Source organism: Bordetella sp. 15P40C-2 (genome assembly GCF_009763235.1).
Classification (GTDB): Bacteria; Pseudomonadota; Gammaproteobacteria; order Burkholderiales; family Burkholderiaceae_B; genus Bordetella_A.
In genome coordinates this window covers 131,663-148,272 of record NZ_WSJA01000014.1, presented here as the reverse complement: position 1 = coordinate 148,272, position 16,610 = coordinate 131,663, and the positions used below count along the sequence as shown (strand labels likewise).

General features: G+C 59.2%; 14 protein-coding genes. 9 read left to right on the top strand and 5 right to left on the bottom strand.

Translation table 11 applies throughout. The features are described from left to right. Window positions 1-212 precede the first annotated feature (212 nt). From GOQ25_RS06250 to GOQ25_RS06230, 5 genes are all read left to right on the top strand, one after another. Window positions 213-1,445: a lipoprotein-releasing ABC transporter permease subunit gene (locus GOQ25_RS06250; protein WP_236844502.1), complete on the top strand. Its 1,233-nt coding sequence runs from the start codon at window positions 213-215 to the stop codon at window positions 1,443-1,445. Then, complete coding sequence (locus tag GOQ25_RS06245; protein ID WP_160349596.1) at window positions 1,438-2,133, top strand: ABC transporter ATP-binding protein; 696 nt, start codon at window positions 1,438-1,440, stop codon at window positions 2,131-2,133. The genes GOQ25_RS06250 and GOQ25_RS06245 overlap by 8 nt, the downstream gene beginning before the upstream one ends. A 21-nt stretch (window positions 2,134-2,154) precedes the next feature. Further along, window positions 2,155-2,967, top strand: a complete 813-nt coding sequence (locus tag GOQ25_RS06240; protein ID WP_160349595.1) for a TatD family hydrolase — start codon at window positions 2,155-2,157, stop codon at window positions 2,965-2,967. 220 nt (window positions 2,968-3,187) lie between these two features. Then, window positions 3,188-3,835, top strand: coding sequence for a hypothetical protein (locus GOQ25_RS06235; RefSeq protein ID WP_160349594.1), 648 nt, complete (start codon window positions 3,188-3,190; stop codon window positions 3,833-3,835). Window positions 3,836-3,963: 128 nt separating this feature from the next. Then, window positions 3,964-4,620 carry a hypothetical protein gene (locus tag GOQ25_RS06230; protein ID WP_160349593.1) on the top strand — a complete coding sequence of 219 codons (657 nt, stop codon included), beginning with the start codon at window positions 3,964-3,966 and terminating at the stop codon, window positions 4,618-4,620. Window positions 4,621-4,778: 158 nt separating this feature from the next. On the opposite strand, the gene GOQ25_RS06225 is transcribed toward GOQ25_RS06230, so the two are convergent. From GOQ25_RS06225 to GOQ25_RS06205, 5 genes are read right to left on the bottom strand one after another with little or no spacing between them, the layout of a single operon-like run. Continuing rightward, entirely contained in the window at window positions 4,779-6,092 is a 1,314-nt protein-coding gene (locus tag GOQ25_RS06225; RefSeq protein WP_160349592.1) for an MFS transporter, read from the bottom strand. 30 nt (window positions 6,093-6,122) lie between these two features. Continuing rightward, the gene (locus GOQ25_RS06220; RefSeq protein ID WP_160349591.1) at window positions 6,123-7,367 is read right to left on the bottom strand and encodes a M20 family metallo-hydrolase; all 1,245 of its coding nucleotides are present in this window, start codon (window positions 7,365-7,367) and stop codon (window positions 6,123-6,125) included. After that, the gene (locus GOQ25_RS06215; RefSeq protein WP_160349590.1) at window positions 7,364-8,245 is read right to left on the bottom strand and encodes an alpha/beta fold hydrolase; all 882 of its coding nucleotides are present in this window, start codon (window positions 8,243-8,245) and stop codon (window positions 7,364-7,366) included. Before GOQ25_RS06215 ends, GOQ25_RS06220 begins: the two co-directional genes overlap by 4 nt. Before the next feature lie 10 nt (window positions 8,246-8,255). Next, window positions 8,256-9,389 (bottom strand): pyridoxal phosphate-dependent aminotransferase, encoded by a 1,134-nt coding sequence (locus GOQ25_RS06210; RefSeq protein ID WP_160349589.1) that lies wholly within the window; start codon window positions 9,387-9,389, stop codon window positions 8,256-8,258. A 27-nt stretch (window positions 9,390-9,416) separates the two neighbouring features. Continuing rightward, the gene (locus tag GOQ25_RS06205; protein ID WP_160349588.1) at window positions 9,417-10,199 is read right to left on the bottom strand and encodes an SDR family oxidoreductase; all 783 of its coding nucleotides are present in this window, start codon (window positions 10,197-10,199) and stop codon (window positions 9,417-9,419) included. Window positions 10,200-10,483: 284 nt separating this feature from the next. Between GOQ25_RS06205 and GOQ25_RS19760 the strand changes: the two genes are divergently transcribed. The 4 genes from GOQ25_RS19760 to GOQ25_RS06185 all read left to right on the top strand — a co-directional run bounded on the left by GOQ25_RS19760 (window position 10,484) and on the right by GOQ25_RS06185 (window position 16,588). Further along, the gene (locus tag GOQ25_RS19760) at window positions 10,484-11,149 is read left to right on the top strand and encodes a GntR family transcriptional regulator (RefSeq protein WP_160349587.1); all 666 of its coding nucleotides are present in this window, start codon (window positions 10,484-10,486) and stop codon (window positions 11,147-11,149) included. 111 nt (window positions 11,150-11,260) lie between these two features. Beyond that, window positions 11,261-13,771 (top strand): DNA internalization-related competence protein ComEC/Rec2, encoded by a 2,511-nt coding sequence (locus tag GOQ25_RS06195; RefSeq protein WP_370519896.1) that lies wholly within the window; start codon window positions 11,261-11,263, stop codon window positions 13,769-13,771. 30 nt (window positions 13,772-13,801) lie between these two features. Then, a complete protein-coding gene (locus GOQ25_RS06190; RefSeq protein WP_160349586.1) occupies window positions 13,802-14,743 on the top strand; it encodes an alpha/beta fold hydrolase in 942 nt (313 codons plus the stop codon). 126 nt (window positions 14,744-14,869) lie between these two features. Then, the gene (locus tag GOQ25_RS06185) at window positions 14,870-16,588 is read left to right on the top strand and encodes an NAD+ synthase (RefSeq protein ID WP_160349585.1); all 1,719 of its coding nucleotides are present in this window, start codon (window positions 14,870-14,872) and stop codon (window positions 16,586-16,588) included. Window positions 16,589-16,610: the final 22 nt, after the last annotated feature.

Genomic DNA, 16,610 nt, shown 5'->3' with positions numbered 1-16,610 from the left:
AATTGTAGTCGCTACGGTGCGCCCAGGTGCAGGCCAGCAAACCGGGTCGCGTTACATGACTAAATGGGCTGGTACGTCCGGTGACTATCATCGTCACGACGCCGGGAACTGTCCCGCTCGGTTTAGTTCAAAATGGCGTCTTTCGTTAATGCCATAATGCACGCGTGCTGAAAATACCCTACGAACTTTGGATCGGCGCCCGCTATGCGGGCATGGCCAGACTCCGCAAAAGACGCGGCCGTCGCGACGGCTTCATCTCCTTTATTTCCGCCAGTTCCATGGTGGGCATCGCGCTGGGCGTGGCTGCCCTGATCGTGGTGCTATCCGTGATGAACGGATTTCAGAAAGAGGTGCGCGACCGCATGCTGTCGGTGTTGCCGCATATCGAACTGTATATCCCGGGCGCGTCGCCGGAACGCGTGCTCGAGCAGTGGCAGCAGTTCGCCGATGTGGCCGAGCGTAATCCCGAGGTCGCCGGCGCGGCGCCCTTTGTCGGGGCGCAAGGTATGGTGGTGCGCGGACAGACGTTGCGCGGTGCGCAGATTCGAGGCATTGATCCCGAGCGCGAGGGCGAGGTGTCGGATCTGCCGCAGCAGATGGTCAGCGGCAAGCTGTCCGATCTGAAGCCCGGGGGCTTTGGCGCGGTATTGGGCAGTGACCTGGCCAATATGATGGGCGTCAGAGAAGGCGACACGCTGATGTTGATGGCCCCGCAAGGTTCGATCAACCCAGCCGGCTTTACGCCCCGGATGCGACAGTTCACGGTGGTCGGGATTTTCTCGTCCGGTCACTATGAATATGACTCGACGCTGGTGTTTGTCGACGATCAGGACGCCGCCAAGATGTTCCGCGACAGCGGTACGGGCGGCGTGCGGCTGCGTATCCATGACATGCAGCGCGCGCCGCAGGTGGCGCTGGAGCTGAGCAAGACGCTGCCGCCGTATGTGATGGCCAGCGACTGGTCGCGCAACAATCGCACCTGGTTTGCCGCCGTGCAAACCGAGAAGCGCATGATGTTTTTGATCCTCGCGATTATCGTGGCGGTGGCGGCGTTTAATCTATTGTCTTCGCTGGTCATGGTGGTCAAGGACAAGCAGTCGGATATCGCCATCCTGCGTACCCTGGGTGCCGGGCCCGGCGTGATTGCCCGTATTTTTCTGGTGCAGGGCATGTTGATCGGTGTGGTGGGGACGATAGTTGGCGTATTGGCTGGCATGTTGATCGCCTATAACGTGGACGTCATCGTGCCGTTTATCGAAGGGCTGCTGGGCGTGCATTTCCTGCCGCGCGAGATCTATTTCATTAGTGCGTTGCCATCCGATCCGCAATCGCAAGACATTATGGTGATTGCCGTGACCTCGCTGGTTTTGTCCTTGCTGGCAACCTTGTATCCGAGCTGGCGCGCCTCGCGCCTGCAACCTGCACAGGTGCTGCGCCATGATTGATCGCGATATGACGACGCCCGCGCTGCAAGCGCTGAACTTGACCAAGGTCTATGACGAAGGTCCCACGCGGATTCAGGTTCTGAATGATGTGAGCGTCACGGTTGAACGCGGCGAGATGGTGGCGATCGTTGGAGCCTCGGGGTCCGGCAAGAGCACGCTGCTGCATATTCTGGGCTTGCTGGATGTGCCTAGTACGGGTCAGGTAACAATCGATGGCGTCTCGACGACTGGCTTGTCGGAAAGTCAGAAAAGCGCCTTGCGTAATCGCAGCCTGGGATTCGTGTATCAGTTCCATCATCTGCTGTCGGAGTTTTCCGCGCTGGATAACGTCGCGATGCCGCTGATCGTGCGGCGCGAGAATCGCGACAAGGCGCGTGAAGCGGCGCGCGAGGTTCTGGCGATGGTGGGCTTGGCGGCGCGCGAAGGCCATTTCCCTGGGCAGCTGTCTGGGGGTGAGCGTCAGCGTGTGGCCTTGGCACGTGCGTTGGTCACGCGGCCCGCGTGCGTCCTGGCGGACGAGCCCACAGGGAATCTGGATCGTGGCACCGCGCATAAAATGTTCGAACTGCTCACCCAGGTCAACCGCGAATCGGGAACAGCGTTTGCTATCGTCACCCATGATAACGAGTTGGCCGCGCGTGCCGACCGGCAGTTGCTGATGGACGGCGGCCACCTCGTTTCCGGTTAAAACGGAACACGGGAGGTCGCCATGCTGATCGATACGCACTGTCATCTCGATGCCTCGGAATTCGATGCCGATCGTGAGCAGGTGGCGAATGCCGCCTGGTCAGCCGGCGTAAAGCGCATCGTGATTCCGGCCGTGGAAGTGGCGAACTTTTCGACGGTTTGCGAACTGGCACACGATATTCAGGGTGGCGCCTATGCGTTGGGCATTCATCCCTTATTCGTTGCGCGCGCCCGCGATGAAGATCTCGAAGTCCTGCGGCAGAGCGTGATTTCCGCGATGGACGATCCGCTGTTCGTCGCGATTGGCGAGATCGGGTTGGATTTCTTCGTGCCCGAGATTTCGAGTGGCCAAGCGCGCGAACGGCAGGAATATTTTTACGACGTGCAGCTTGCGTTGGCGGCGGAATTCGATTTGCCCGTGCTGGTGCATGTGCGGCGCTCGCAAGATATCGTGCTGAAGTATCTGCGTCGTCGCACCGGCGTACGTTGTGGCATCGCGCATGCATTTAACGGCAGCGCGCAACAGGCGCAGGGGTTTGTCGAACGCGGTTTTGCGTTGGGGCTGGGCGGAGCGATGACGTTCGAGCGCGCTTTGCAGATTCGGCGCCATGCCGTGGATATCGGATTGGAGCACTTGGTCTTGGAGACCGATGCACCGGATATTCCGCCCGCGTGGCTACATGCGCCGAATCGGCGCAATTCACCGGATCAGTTGCCCCGTATTGCAGACGTGCTTGCCGAGCTGCGCGGGGTGGATGTGCAGGAGGTTGTTCGAGCGACGACGAGCACCGCGTATCGCGTCATTCCTCGATTGGCTGCGGCGGGTCAGCCTTGAGTTGAAATTTTCGTTTGCGGTCTGAGGTCGCCGAAGTTTTATGCGTTGGACGCGGGCCGCATAGACCTTGCGAGCCTGTTCGCATTAGGGTGTTGCACTGTCCCTCTCACGCTTTGCTTGAAACAATTTCAAAGGGACAAAAACGTTCACTGCGTCAGTATTTCTACCGTAATCACCGTTACGCTGCGGCTATCAACCGATAGAGTCATGGTGGCCAGATATGAGACGCATCACTTGGAACGCCCCTTTCAGCCGCAGGCGGTCGCTGATTTTCTATACCCTCGTCATCATCTGTGTCGCATTGATGAACTGGCTGTTGTACGAAGCCATCGTCGCGATCCGCTACGATGATCCCATAGATATCGGCGACCGTACGTGTCGGTTTCCACGCGGTTTTGATGCCAAGTGGGTGGTTGAACCCACGACTTTAAGTTTGACGGTTCCGGATCTGTTGCCGGCCGCCGAGCACGGGTCGCAAGACGCGACGAACGTCAGGGTATTTCACGCTGGGAATCCGGAATCGATGCGCTCGCGCGTGATGGCAACGCGCTTGGCCAGAGCGGCGCAAACCGCGACGGCGACGCGGATGGTAGGGACAACGAGCGAAGGGTTCGCTATCTACGTTTGCGAACTGCAGCGCCACCCTTTGCGCGTGGATCGCAGTTATGTGAAACGTGATGCCAACGGACTATCCGTTTTGATTGACGACCCGGATATCAATTCGGAACGATTGCGCGTGTTGCGACAGGTCAGTGCCGAATTGGAAGTGGACTACGAGATGCCACGTAGCCTGCTCGCGCAATTCGCACAGACCGATGCCAGAGTGATGAAACTGATGAATCGGCACTGTTCAGCGCGGAGGCGGTGAAGGCGCGTGGCTCGCGCATTGCGGTAATTACTCATGGATGTTTTCGTTCACTCGGGGTGTTGGCGCGCGAGCGGTTTCTATATCTTGTGGATAGAGCGGTTTGGGCGGCAGACCGCATAGGCATGAGGGTGAACGGCGTGTTTTGGAAAAATTTTAAGGCAGAGCTGGTGAAACAGTTCGCGCCAGACGATGGGCTGCCGCGGATCACCTTGCGGCAAGCTGCACCGTTGCTGATCGGCGCGCTTGTCTTCATGCTGGTCGGTTATGCGTTGTTTTTTGCATCATGGCTGATGGAATATCCGCCCAATGACAGTGCGTGGATCGCCGAGTGGACCGAGCGGATTGATGCGCTGCGAATGGTGGATCGTGTCGCGGTCATGACGGGTTTGGAGCCGATGCCGATGAAGGTGGTGGTGCTTTACCTGTTTCCTGGGGCCATCCTGCTTACCGCGTGGGGGATGTTGTGGTCTGTGCGGCCAAGTATCCTTAAGACAGTGCTGCTTCGAGCCGAACTGAAGAAGATTCCCATGTGGAAGTCGATTTTGGTTGCGCTGTTTATCCCCCTTTTCGCTCTACTTGCCTATGACGTAATCAACCATGATTACGTTGGGCCGACGCTGTCCAGGCGGCCGGTGCTTCTGTACGCCAGCACTTTTGCGTCTGCTACTCAGATTCTCGTTTTCACGGCCGTACCAGCGCTCTATCTGGCTGCTTTGATACCGGTGTGCGTCCGTATTCTGTCGACTTCACTTCAGCTGGTCCGAAGGCGAGGACAACCGAAATGACTGAAATGCGAGGAACAACCGCGATTGTATTTTTGAGTGTAGTTAGCGCTAGCCCTTTAGGTTAGCGCGGAGCGCTAACGGTGCTTTGGTAGGTCTGAAACCGCCATTGCCCGGCATTGCGCTCCGCGCCACTCTTCCATTCCGTTAAGTCAGCGCAATCAGCGATTGACCACCTTAGCCGGGATCAACAGAATCATCATGGCGCCGGCCAATAACACCGCCGCCGAGACATACATGGCGATGGTGGAACTTTGGGTCAGATCGCGCAGCCATCCAATGAAGTATGGGCTGACGAAGCCGGCGAGGCCGGCGAAGGCGTTGATGGCCGCTACGCCCGCAGCGGCGGCGCTGCCCACCAGAAAGGCCGACGGCAGTGCCCAGAATAGCGGGCCCGGGGTGATCACCCCGGCTGCGGCGAGCGAGAGTCCCACCAGTGCGAGCGGGATGTTGTTTCCAGCAATCGCCACGACCATATATCCGGTCGCTCCCATTAGCATGGGAATGATGAGGTGCCAGCGCCGCTCGCCGGTGCGATCGGAGCTGCGGCCGAATCCCAGCATAGCGATAATCGCGAAAATATACGGCACTGCGGAGAGCAGCCCGATATTGACCACGCCCGTCACGCCCGACGCTTTGATCAATGTTGGCATCCAGAACGTCAGGCCGTACTGCCCCATGATGACGCAGAAATAGATCAACGACAGCAGCAGCATGCGCGGGTCCCGGAAAACATGCCCGACCGAAGTCAGCATCCGCGCATGCGGATTCGTTGGGGGCTCGAGTTCCCTCGCGATATAGGCTTTTTCAGATGCGGTGAGCCATTTGGCCTTATCCGGCGTGCTGTCCAGCACAAAAAACGTGGCCACGCCCAGCGCGATTGACGGCAAGGCTTCTAGAAAGAACATCCATTGCCAACCGGAATAGCCGTGGAATTTGTCGAACTCGGCGATAATCCACCCGGATATCGGCCCGCCCAGTATGCCGGCCACAGGGATCGCCACCATGAATAGCGCAATGATTTGCGACCGTCTTCTCGATGGGTACCAGGACATGAGGTAATAGATAACGCCTGGATAGAAACCGGCCTCGGCGGCACCGAGTAAGAAGCGAAGCACATAATATTGTGTGGGAGTGGTCACCCACACGAATGCGGCCGAGATAACCCCCCAGGTGAGCATGATGCGAGCAATCCAGACGCGCGCGCCGACTTTACGCAGCGCCAGGTTGCTCGGCACCTCGAGCAAGAAGTACCCGATAAAGAAGATTCCGGCGCCCAGGCCATAGACCGTTTCGCTGAATCCCAGCTCGTCCAGCATCTGCAGTTTGGCAAAGCCGACGTTTACCCGGTCAATATAGGCCGCTACATAGCAAAACATCAAAAATGGAATCAGGCGCCAGGTGATTTTCCTGAACAGGCGTTTTTCCTCATCCACCGGCAGCGCCACTGGCGCTGAAAGTACAGCATCATTCATCGTTTTCCCCTTGAATTTCTGAATGCAAAATTAAGAATCGGCCAAACTCAACAACACCTCACTCAATACTCGGGCACCAGCGGCTGCGTCGGCCGCGGTAATGGATTCAGCTTCGTTATGGGTAATACCTTGGTGGCAAGGGATGAAGAGCATCGCGGACGGGCAGATCGGATGCAGATACCGCGCATCGTGTCCAGCCGCCGAGAGCATAACCATCCAGCTCACGCCTATCGTTTCGGCCGCAGACCGTATGCGTTGCCTCATCGACTGCGGAAATTCGAGCGACATCGCGTTGGACAATTCGTCGACCTTGACCGAGCAAGGACCGGCATGCGCCTGGCAAATCTGCGCCACCGCATCGCCTAACGTCGTCAGAGCTTCCGAATCGGGATGACGCAAATCGATAGAGAACTCAACGCTTTTGGCTACCACGGAAGGCGCATTCGGATGCACGTCGAGCCGGCCGACTGTGAATTTCACCAGGTCCTGGTCATCGTGCATGCGCTGGGTCAACGCATCGATAATGCGCACCGCGGCAAGCAGTGCGTCCTTGCGCTCGCGACGCAACGATGTTCCCGCGTGCGCGGCTTCACCATCTATGTGTACCTTGAATGTCCGTTTCCCCTGAATGCCGCTGACCACACCGATGGTTGTTCCCAGTCGTTCTAATAATGGGCCTTGTTCGATATGGGCTTCGACGTAGCTGTGGACCGGCGTGCACAGTGGGTGTGTAGGGATATCCGCGAACGCGTCATGCGCCGTTTGCAAAGCGCTGGCTACCGTGACGCCGTCACGGTCTTGGATTGAACCGATATCGTCCAATGTGCGTGCTCCGGCGAACACGGACGAGCCCATCATCCCTGGCGCAAAACGGGAGCCTTCTTCGTTCATCCAAGCTACGACTTCGATGGCTCGCTGTGGCTGGCATCCCGATTCGATGATCGCCTCGCAAGCTTCGAGTGCGGCCAGGACGCCATATGCGCCATCGTATTTTCCACCGCTGGGTTGGCTGTCAAGATGGGAACCCGATAGCACCGGCGCAGCGCGATCGTCGCGTCCGGCCAGGCGTAAAAATACATTGCCTGCGAGATCGCGCGAGGGCTGCATGCCAAGCGATTTTCCCCAATCGATGAGCAGCCGGCATGCGTCGATGTCCTCAGCAGACAAGGCCTGACGATTCACGCCACCAGCGGCTGTGGCGCCAATACGCGCGAGTGCTTCATGACGGTTCCATAGCCGCTGCATCGAGACATAGTCAGATACCCGGGCGCTCATGATGTCTTCATGATTTGAGACGGCTGCGCGCGAGGGTCTCGGGGCAGCCATCGGTTCTGGCTAACGGAGGCGAGGAAATCGGCGACGACCTGGTTAAAGAGTGCTGGTTCTTCCAGGTTGAGCGTATGGCCCGCTTTTGGTAGAACCGCCAATCCCGAGGCGGGAATCGTCTGTTTAAGAAATATGCCGGGCTGTAGGCAATGGTCGTCTTCGTCTCCCACTACGATCAGAGTCGGGACGGTCATGGCTTTGAATTCGTCAGCCAGATCGTAGAGGGAGGGGCGGCGCGCTTGCACGCCGCGCATGGTCATCGCCGCACCCTTGGCCGAGTGCTGCGAAAGATGCTCGGCGAATTCGTCCCAGCCGCGCGGATCTTTCAGTAGAAAGGCGATGCGCGAAGCGGCCAGTGCGTAGGTCTTGGAGAATGCTTCTGCACCTTGTTTTTCGAACTGCGCCGCTACCTCTAGCGACACGTCGCGAAAGTACGCTTCGTGTTCCTTTTCCGCGCCATACCCGGCGCCGGCCACGACCAACGATAGTGCACGGTCGGGCGCGATCAGGCCCACATGCAACGTCGCGAAGCCGCCCATGGACAGGCCTACGATGTGCGCTTTTGGGATGTCCAGCGCGGTGAGCACATCCACCACGTCTAGCGCGGCGCGGCGCTGCGAATAGCGTTCGAGGTCGTCCGGCACATCCGATGGGGGATAGCCGCGCGCATTGAACGCGATGCAGCGATGACGACGCGCGAAGTAGCGCATCTGCGGCTCCCAGCTACGCATGTCACCGCCGAATTCGTGGACGAAGATGATCGGCTCGCCTTCTCCTGTTTCCTCGTAATAGAGCTGTATGTCGTCGGAGGTCTTGATATAGGGCATGGGGCTACGCTCAGAACAAGTTTTGAGGGACGTCGATGGTGCGCGCCAACTGAACCATCTCGGGCAGCAGTTCGCAGAACCGGTCGGCCCAGCCTTCCGGCACGGTCAGACTGACCTTGACGAAGCGATGACCGAATCGTTTGGTGTGATAGGCGCCTTGCCGGATCATGATGCCTTTTGTTTGATAGGCAGCCACCAACGCTTCGGGCGTGATGCCCGCATCGACGGTCTCGATGATCAACAGGTTTGCTTGCGACGGATAGACCGGTAGAACCAGGCCGGGTACGCGGGCGACGGCTTGGGCCACGACTTCCTGGTTGCGGCGCTGCCGCTGCCAGATTTCAGGAAACCATTGCGCCTTGGTCTTTAACCCTGCGATGGCGGCGCGCTGCGACAGTACGTTGCTGCCAAGATTGTTCGGCGGCGCACTGGCGAATCGTTCCACCAGGTCTTCATGCGCCAGCACTGCGCCCAGCCGCATGCCAGCCAAACCCAGCCATTTAGAAAAGCTGTAAATCTGGATCGATTTTTCGGGATAGAAGCGATAGGCGGGAGTGAAGCGTTCGGCAAAACTGCTGTAGGTGGCGTCGTGAATCAGATAGGCGCCGACCGAGCGCGCGATGTCGGTAAAGGCCTCGATCTCGTCGGCGGTGTGGCAGGTGCCCAAAGGGTTGTTCGGGTCGACCAGATAAATCACGCGCGTTTTCTCGGTCACGGCGGCGCGCAACTGCTCGGCCGTGAGTTTGTAGTGCTGTTCGGCGTTGTAAATGGGCAGCTCTATGATGTTCGCGCCGGCTTTGCGCGCAAAATGCACCGGCCACGCCCAACTTGGATCGGTGGTGATGAAGTCGGTGTCGGGCGCGCAGATATTGCTGCAGACGTTGTAGAGAGCTTCGACCGCGCCGTCGGTGACCAGGACGGCGGCGTCGGGCGTGCCCATGTCTTCACGGATCAATTGACGCAGCTCTTCAAAGCCCGCAGGCGGCGCATACGCGTGGTATTCGCCATTGTCCATCGCTTGAATGACTGCCTCGCGCACCGATTCGTGGGGAGCATAATGATTGGTGTTCTGGCCTAGCCACATCAGTCCCGATGTGTTGCATAGGCGGTCGAAATACTGATTACGGATTTCGAAGTTCTTCATGGTCTCGTTCACGGAGTGATAGGGCGGTCAGACGACGGCGCGGCGCGAGGCGATACCGCCATCCACCGTGAAAATGGTGCCGGAGGTGTAGCCAGAGCGAAACGACGCCAGGAACAGGAATAAGTCCGTGATTTCATGGACTTTGGCGGGACGGCCCAGCGGGTAGCGTTCCAGCAGTTCCTCATAGCGTCCGGCATCGCCAAGCCGGTTCTCGGCGAATTTTTTCAGCATGTTGTAGATCCGGGTCGTATCCACCGGACCCGGATTGACACCGACCACGCGTATGTTGTCGTCGAGACTGGAACCGCCCAGCGCGCGAGTCATCGCCATCAGGGATGCGTTGCCGGCCGCACCTGCGATGTAATTGGGGTCGCATACCTCGCCGCCATTGCCGATATTATTAAGAATGACTCCGCCGCCACGGCGTTTCATGCGTGGGTACACCAGGCGGATCATGTCGGCGTAGCCGAAACCCTTCAACGCCCAGCCGTCGCGCCATTTTTGCGCATCGAGGTCGAAAATCGTGCCGCTGGGGATGACGCCAGCATTGTTCACCAGCACATCAATATCACCGGCCTCGTCCACGATGCGTTCACACGCCCCTGATGTAGTCATGTCGATGGCCGTTGTGGTCACCGCGACCGCATGCTGTTCCGAAATTTGGCGCTGTAGTGTTTCCAGCTTTTCTTCGGACCGTGCAGTGAGATGTAGGTCGCACCCTTCTTCGGCAAAGGCGTAGGCCAACCCTTCGCCGATCCCTTGCGATGCCCCGGTGATGAGGACTTTCTTCCCCTTGAGTTGCAAATCCATTGTGGAAATCCTATTCGAAATACAAAAATCTTGTTTGTGTATACATGATAGGGACTTCATGTTTTTGCTTGTAGCTCGGGATTACACCTATCTCGTTTTTGGTGCATGCCCTAAAAGTGGGCATTCGGGCCTGCTGTGGGTGCCTATGTGCACGGCGACGGAGCATTAGTGGCCCACTGGAGTTATGACTTAAGGTATACATAAACTGGTTAAAACGTATACAAATAACCGGAGTTTGCGCGCTTAGCGTTAGAATCACGCCTCTCGATCATGGAGTCCGCTCAGTGCAAGAAGCCGCAACGTACGCCGAGACCATTCAGCAGACGCTCGAACAAGAAATCTTGTCAGGCGTACTCGCCCCGGGCACTCGCCTCGAAGAGGAAGAAATCGCCGCGCGCTTCAAGTGCTCGCGAACCCCTGTGCGAGAGGCGTTCCGCCAGCTGGCTGCGGCTTCGCTTATCACCGTCCGGGCGCGCCAGCCCGCCGAGGTGTCGGCGCTGTCGGCGCGCAAGCTGATCGAGATGTTCCAGGTCATGGCGGAACTAGAAGGACTGTGCGCGCGGCTGGCGGCTCGCCGCGCGACCGGCGCGCAGATTGCCCGAATGCGCGATGCCCATGCGCGTCTGGAGGCGATTGCGGACGGTGACGATGTGGATCTGTTTTACGAGATCAATCGCGATTTCCATGAAGTCATCTACGAAGCCAGCCAGAACGAGTTCCTGGCCGAACAGACGCGGGGCCTGCGTAATCGCGTCGCGCCGTATCGCAAACTGGTCACGCAGCGCCGACGCCGGCGCGTTGACTCGCTCACAGAGCACGCGGCAGTGCTGCAGGCTATCGTCGACGGTGACGAAGATCTGGCGGACCGGATGATGACGGAGCATGTCAATCTCTTGGGCGAGAAATTGTTGGATTTCATCGCGTTGTTTCCCGAAATGCGGGGCGATTGATCTCAAGCCCTAGGGAAATATCCGCATGGATATTTTCGTTCACTTGCTCTTCCGAGGGACGAGGGGGACTCCTATGCTTGACCATTTGGGGAGTCAACCATTATTGGTCGCTTGTTTCTGCTGGGCGTTGTCGCGGGCGCCGCTGCAGCGCAATGTCTCTCCGCGTTGCCGGCTTCGCGTTGGATTGGCGCCGGTGTGTCGGCACTGGCGGCGGCAATCCCCCTCCTGTACGCGGCGTCGCGGATCTCAAATCCATTTTCCTTACCCGCAGGTTCGAAACGACGAGGACGTTGTTTAAGAACGGTCGCTCTCAGCCTGGTGGCAGTCGTTTTAGGGTTAGGCCTCGGCTTAGGCACAGCGATCTGGCGCGCGCAAATCCGCATGGGCGACCGGCTCGCCTGGACCCATCACGATGTGGTAAGCCGTCTGGTCGTGCGTATCGCGGATCTACCCCAGGGCGACGAAGGGCATTACCGATTCGCGGCTGATGTGAGCGAACCTCGACCCGACGGCATACCCGCGCGTATCTCCGTGAGCTGGGATGTCGTGGGCGATAAGCCCGCGACTCAACTGAAGCCTGGCCAGCTGTGGCGTATGGCACTGGTGCTTCGTCAACCGCACGGGCTGCGCAATCCTTATGGCTTCGACGCGGAAGGGCGCATGTTCGCCTCGGGCATCCTGGCGACAGCGACTGTGCGAGGCGTCCCGGTCCTGTTGGCGGACGAACCATTCCATAGCCCCGGCATATTGATAGAGCGGATCCGTCATTGGCTGCGCGACGGCATGCGCCGAGCCTTGGGCGAACGTCGATATGCGCCCGTGATGATTGCGTTGGCGTTGGGAGATCAGGCAGCGGTGGAGCGAGGCGACTGGCAAATATTCAATCGCAGTGGCATTACGCATCTGGTGTCGATCAGCGGCATGCATGTCACCTTAATCGCAGCAATGGGAAGCGTGTTGGCGATGATGTTCTGGCGGCGCGCGAGCTGGCGCGGGGTACGGCTGGCCGAGTATTTGCCGGCGCAAGTGGTGGGCGCGGCCATCGCGCTATGGGTGGCACTGCTTTATTGCCTGTTGGCGGGATGGGGTGTGCCGGCGAGGCGAACATTCTTCATGCTGGCCGTCGTAGCATTGGCGGCGATGGCACGCCTGCCTTTGTCGCCCTCGCGCATCCTGGCGGTGGCTGGGGCGTCGATTGCATTGATGGATCCTTGGGCGCCCCTCGCGCCAGGGTTTTGGTTATCGTTCGGCGCGGTGGCGATCTTGCTTCGTCTGGCCGTGTCAGTGGAGCAAAGCGGGTCGCTGAAAACCGACGGTTGGCGCACACGTCTGCGAGCCATGCTGCGTGAGTTCGGTATGGTGCAGATGGCGATCACATTAGGCTTGGTTCCCTTGCTTGCTTTCCTGATGAATCAGGTATCGATCGTCTCGCCGTTGGTTAACGTGTATGCGATACCGATTGTCAGCTTCGTGGTGACGCCGCTCGCCTTGGCATGCGCAATGTTGAGCGCCGTGCCAGGATTGCATTGGTTGGCCGAAGTCACCGGCGTCATGGGGCATGCCGTGTTCGAGGCGATGATGGGCCCGGTACGCTGGATGAGCGATGCTTCATGGGCGGTGCTGGACGTGGCAGCGGCGCCGTTGCCGTGGGTAGTCCTGGCGGTTTGCGGTGTCGTTTGGGCGGTGCAGCCGGCGGGTCTGCCATTGCGATGGGCGGGATGGCTGCTGATGCTGCCCATGCTCTTGTCTAAGCCCGACCGTCCAGCGCCGGGTTATTGGACGTTGACGGCGTTGGATGTGGGGCAGGGAGGCGCTATTGTGGTGGAGACGGCGACACAGGTTTGGCTCTTTGATACTGGCCCGAGCTCGCGTCAAGGCACGGATGCCGGTGAGCGCGTGGTGGTCCCGTATCTACGTGCCAGAGGCCATCGACACATTGATGGCCTGATCGTTTCGCATGCCGACATGGATCATTCGGGCGGTTTGGCCAGTGTGCTCGCGGCGATGCCGGTCGATCGTGCGTATACCTCCTTCGATCTGTCGAAATTCCTGCGTAAACGAGGTCGCAACGACAGCAACGCCGCGCTGACGAGCGAAGAACGGTTGCCTAATTCGATGGATCGCTGCTATGCAGGTTTGACGTGGACAGCCGATGATGTGCAGTTTCGCTTCCTGCATCCGGCGTCGGGGCAGGCTAGCGATGAACCGGGTAACGCGAGTAGTTGTGTACTGCTCATCCAGGGTAGAGCGCATACCGCACTGCTACCCGGAGATATCGGCGTTGCGCAGGAACGCCGTCTGATCGCCGCCTTGCCACAAGTTCATATCGTCCTTGCTCCGCATCATGGGTCGAAGACTTCATCGAGCGCCGCGTTGGTGCGCACGGTGCAAGCACAGCATGTCATTGCTCAAGCGGGGTACATGAATCGGTTTAACCATCCCACGCCCGCGGTACAAACACGTTGGACCGAGGCGGGCGCGCAGTTTTGGCGTACCGATCATCATGGCGCCATGATCGTGCAATCTTATGCGGGTGGCCTGGACGTGCAGTCATATGCTCAGTCCGCGCGCCGTTATTGGCATCGGGAAACACCTGCTGTCGCCGCCTCGGCCTTGAGATAAGATGCCTGTTTCTGTCACCCAGGAGCACGCATGTTCACGCCGCGATTCGATTACGTCACGTGCGCCAGTCCTGCCGGGCTGCATCGCATGGCCTATACCGAATGGGGAGACCCCGACAATGATCGCGTGCTCATCTGCGTGCATGGTTTGACGCGGCACGGGCGGGATTTCGATGAGCTCGCGCAGCGTTTGGCCGGTGAATTCCGAGTGGTGTGTCCGGATGTGGTCGGGCGTGGCCGCTCGGATTGGCTGACGACGCCCACTTTGTACAGCGTGCCGCAATATGTCGCGGATATGGTGACATTGATCGCGCGACTGCGGCCAGCGTCTCTGTCGTGGGTGGGTACCTCGATGGGCGGACTCATAGGTTTGTCCTTGGCTGGCGTGGCGAACTGGGCGCGCATGAGCTCGGTCATGCAGCCTCGCGTGGGGGGCTTGCCACCTGATGCGCAGATCCGTTTCGATAGCATGGTGCTCAATGATGTCGGGCCTAGATTGGACCCCCTGGCGCTCGGTCGTATCGGTCAGTATGTCGGTCAAACGGGGGAATTCAATTCGTTGGACGAGGCTATCCGGTCGGTGCGCCAGACAGCGGCGCCGTTCGGTCCCATGACAGATGAACAGTGGGAACGCTTTACCCGCCGAACCTACGTAGAGCGCGATGGGAAATGGGTCAAGCACTACGATCTGAATCTCGCCTTGCCGCTGGCCGCCCAGGCTGCGGAAGTCTATTCCACGGGCGAGCAGATGTTATGGAATGCCTACGACTCGCTCGATTGTCCGGTGCTGATCGTGCGCGGTGAGACCTCGGACTTGTTGTCGACGGCGACCGCGTCGGAAATGCTGCGGCGAAATCCTCGGGCGCGTCTTGTGACTGTCCCGCTGGTCGGTCATGCGCCCACTCTGATGGATGCGGCGCAGCTCGATCCCGTGGTGGGATTTTTGTTGGAGCGCGAGCCGACTCACCCATGATCCCGCCCGGGTCCAGGGTGATGGGAACGATAGATGCTGGGGTTCGCGCATCGCGCGCCAGGAGCAGGTGGTCATAGTAATGACCCACTTCGGGCAACGCCTATTTGAATGCTTCGAAGGTTCTCTATGCGAAACCCCCTTTCAATCAAGCTTGGTCAGATCAACCCCACCATCGGCGACATGGAAGGCAATATTGCCTTGATGTCAGCCGTCGCCGCCGAAGCGCAGGCTGAGGGCGTGGACATGGTGGTGTTTCCGGAGCTGGCACTCACCGGGTATACGCCGGGCGACCTGTTGGCCGATCCCTTGTTCGCCGAGCGTTTGAACGACGCGCGTGCGCTTTTGTGCGAAGCCAGCCGGAAAACTCCCGATGTTTACTGGGTAGTCGGCCAGCCTTTGCGCAAGGAGGGTGGCGCGAGCGGATCGTTTTATAACGGTGTGCAGGTCTTGCTCAACGGGGTGGTCGTCTTGACTCAGAGCAAGCAGTCGCTGTCTGGTGATGGCGTCTTTGATGAGCATCGGCACTTCAGCGCAGGCGGCGAAAGCGTGAAAGTACTGCGTATTCGCGATGCCACCGTGGGTTTTCTGATTGGCGCGGACGCGTGGTGCGACGGGGGCTCGGATTGCCCGACAGCGCCGCTGCGACGACTGGCTGATGCCTCGCCGGATCTGGTTGTGTCGCTGCAGGCAAGCCCAAGTAGCAAAGGCGCGCGTCGCAACCGTCACCAGCGTATTGCCGAGGTCTGCACGCGCTATCACCTGTCCATGGTCTGCGTGGCGCAGGTCGGCGGGCAGGATCATATTGTGTTCGATGGCGGGTCGTTTGCGGTCGATGCAGAAGGCACCGTGCTATTCGAAGCCAAACGGTTCGAGCCAGATGCGCCGACCTTGCGGTTCGAACTGGATCCGCCGCGGTTTGTTGACGGGCAAGGCGAGGCGCTCGCGCCGATAGACCCCGAAGGCTTGCCATTGATGGAGTTCTACCGACGTCAGGCTGTCGTGGGCCTGCGCGATTATGCACGCCGCTGTGGATTTAAAAAGGCCCTGGTTGGTTCGTCCGGCGGCATTGATTCGGCACTCACGATCGCTTTGGCCGCCGAGGCGCTGGGCGCGGAAAACGTCGTCGCCATTACCATGCCCTCCGTTTATTCCAGCGAAGGCAGTGTGTCGGATTCGGTGACGCTGTGCGGCAATCTCGGTGTGACGCTATATCAGGTCCCGATCCGCGACATCGTCTCGCAGTTTTCCTCCTCGATGGAGCAGAGCGACGTGCAGGAGGCGCCCAGTGGTCTGGCTTTGGAAAACCTGCAAGCCCGGGTGCGCGGCACGTTGTTGATGACGTACTCAAACCAGTATGGGCCTTTGCTATTGACCACGGGTAACAAATCAGAGGCGTCGGTGGGTTATTGCACCCTTTATGGCGACACCAATGGTGGTTTGGGATTGATTGGCGATCTGTACAAGACCGAGGTTTTTGCGTTGTCGCGACATATCAACGACACGGCCGGGCGCGAGCTGATACCGAACGCCATCATCGACAAGCCGCCATCGGCCGAGCTGGCGCCGGGGCAGAAGGATTCCGACGCTTTACCGCCGTACGAGGTGTTGGATGACATTCTGAAAGTGCGCGTCGAAGGTCCGTTTCTCGAGCCCGAGGAGCGCGAGGCGGCTCAAGGTACAGTTGACGATTTACACCTGACTGAGAACGGCCGAGCCACATTGCAGAAAGTTGAGCAGCTCATCGCGCGCAGCGAGTACAAACGCCGGCAGTCGCCACCAATTATCAGGATGCGCGCCGCGCCCGAGGCGGGCAGGCGCGTGTTTATCGTGGCGCGTCAATATTGATGCCGCAGGCTCGCTTGGGTGC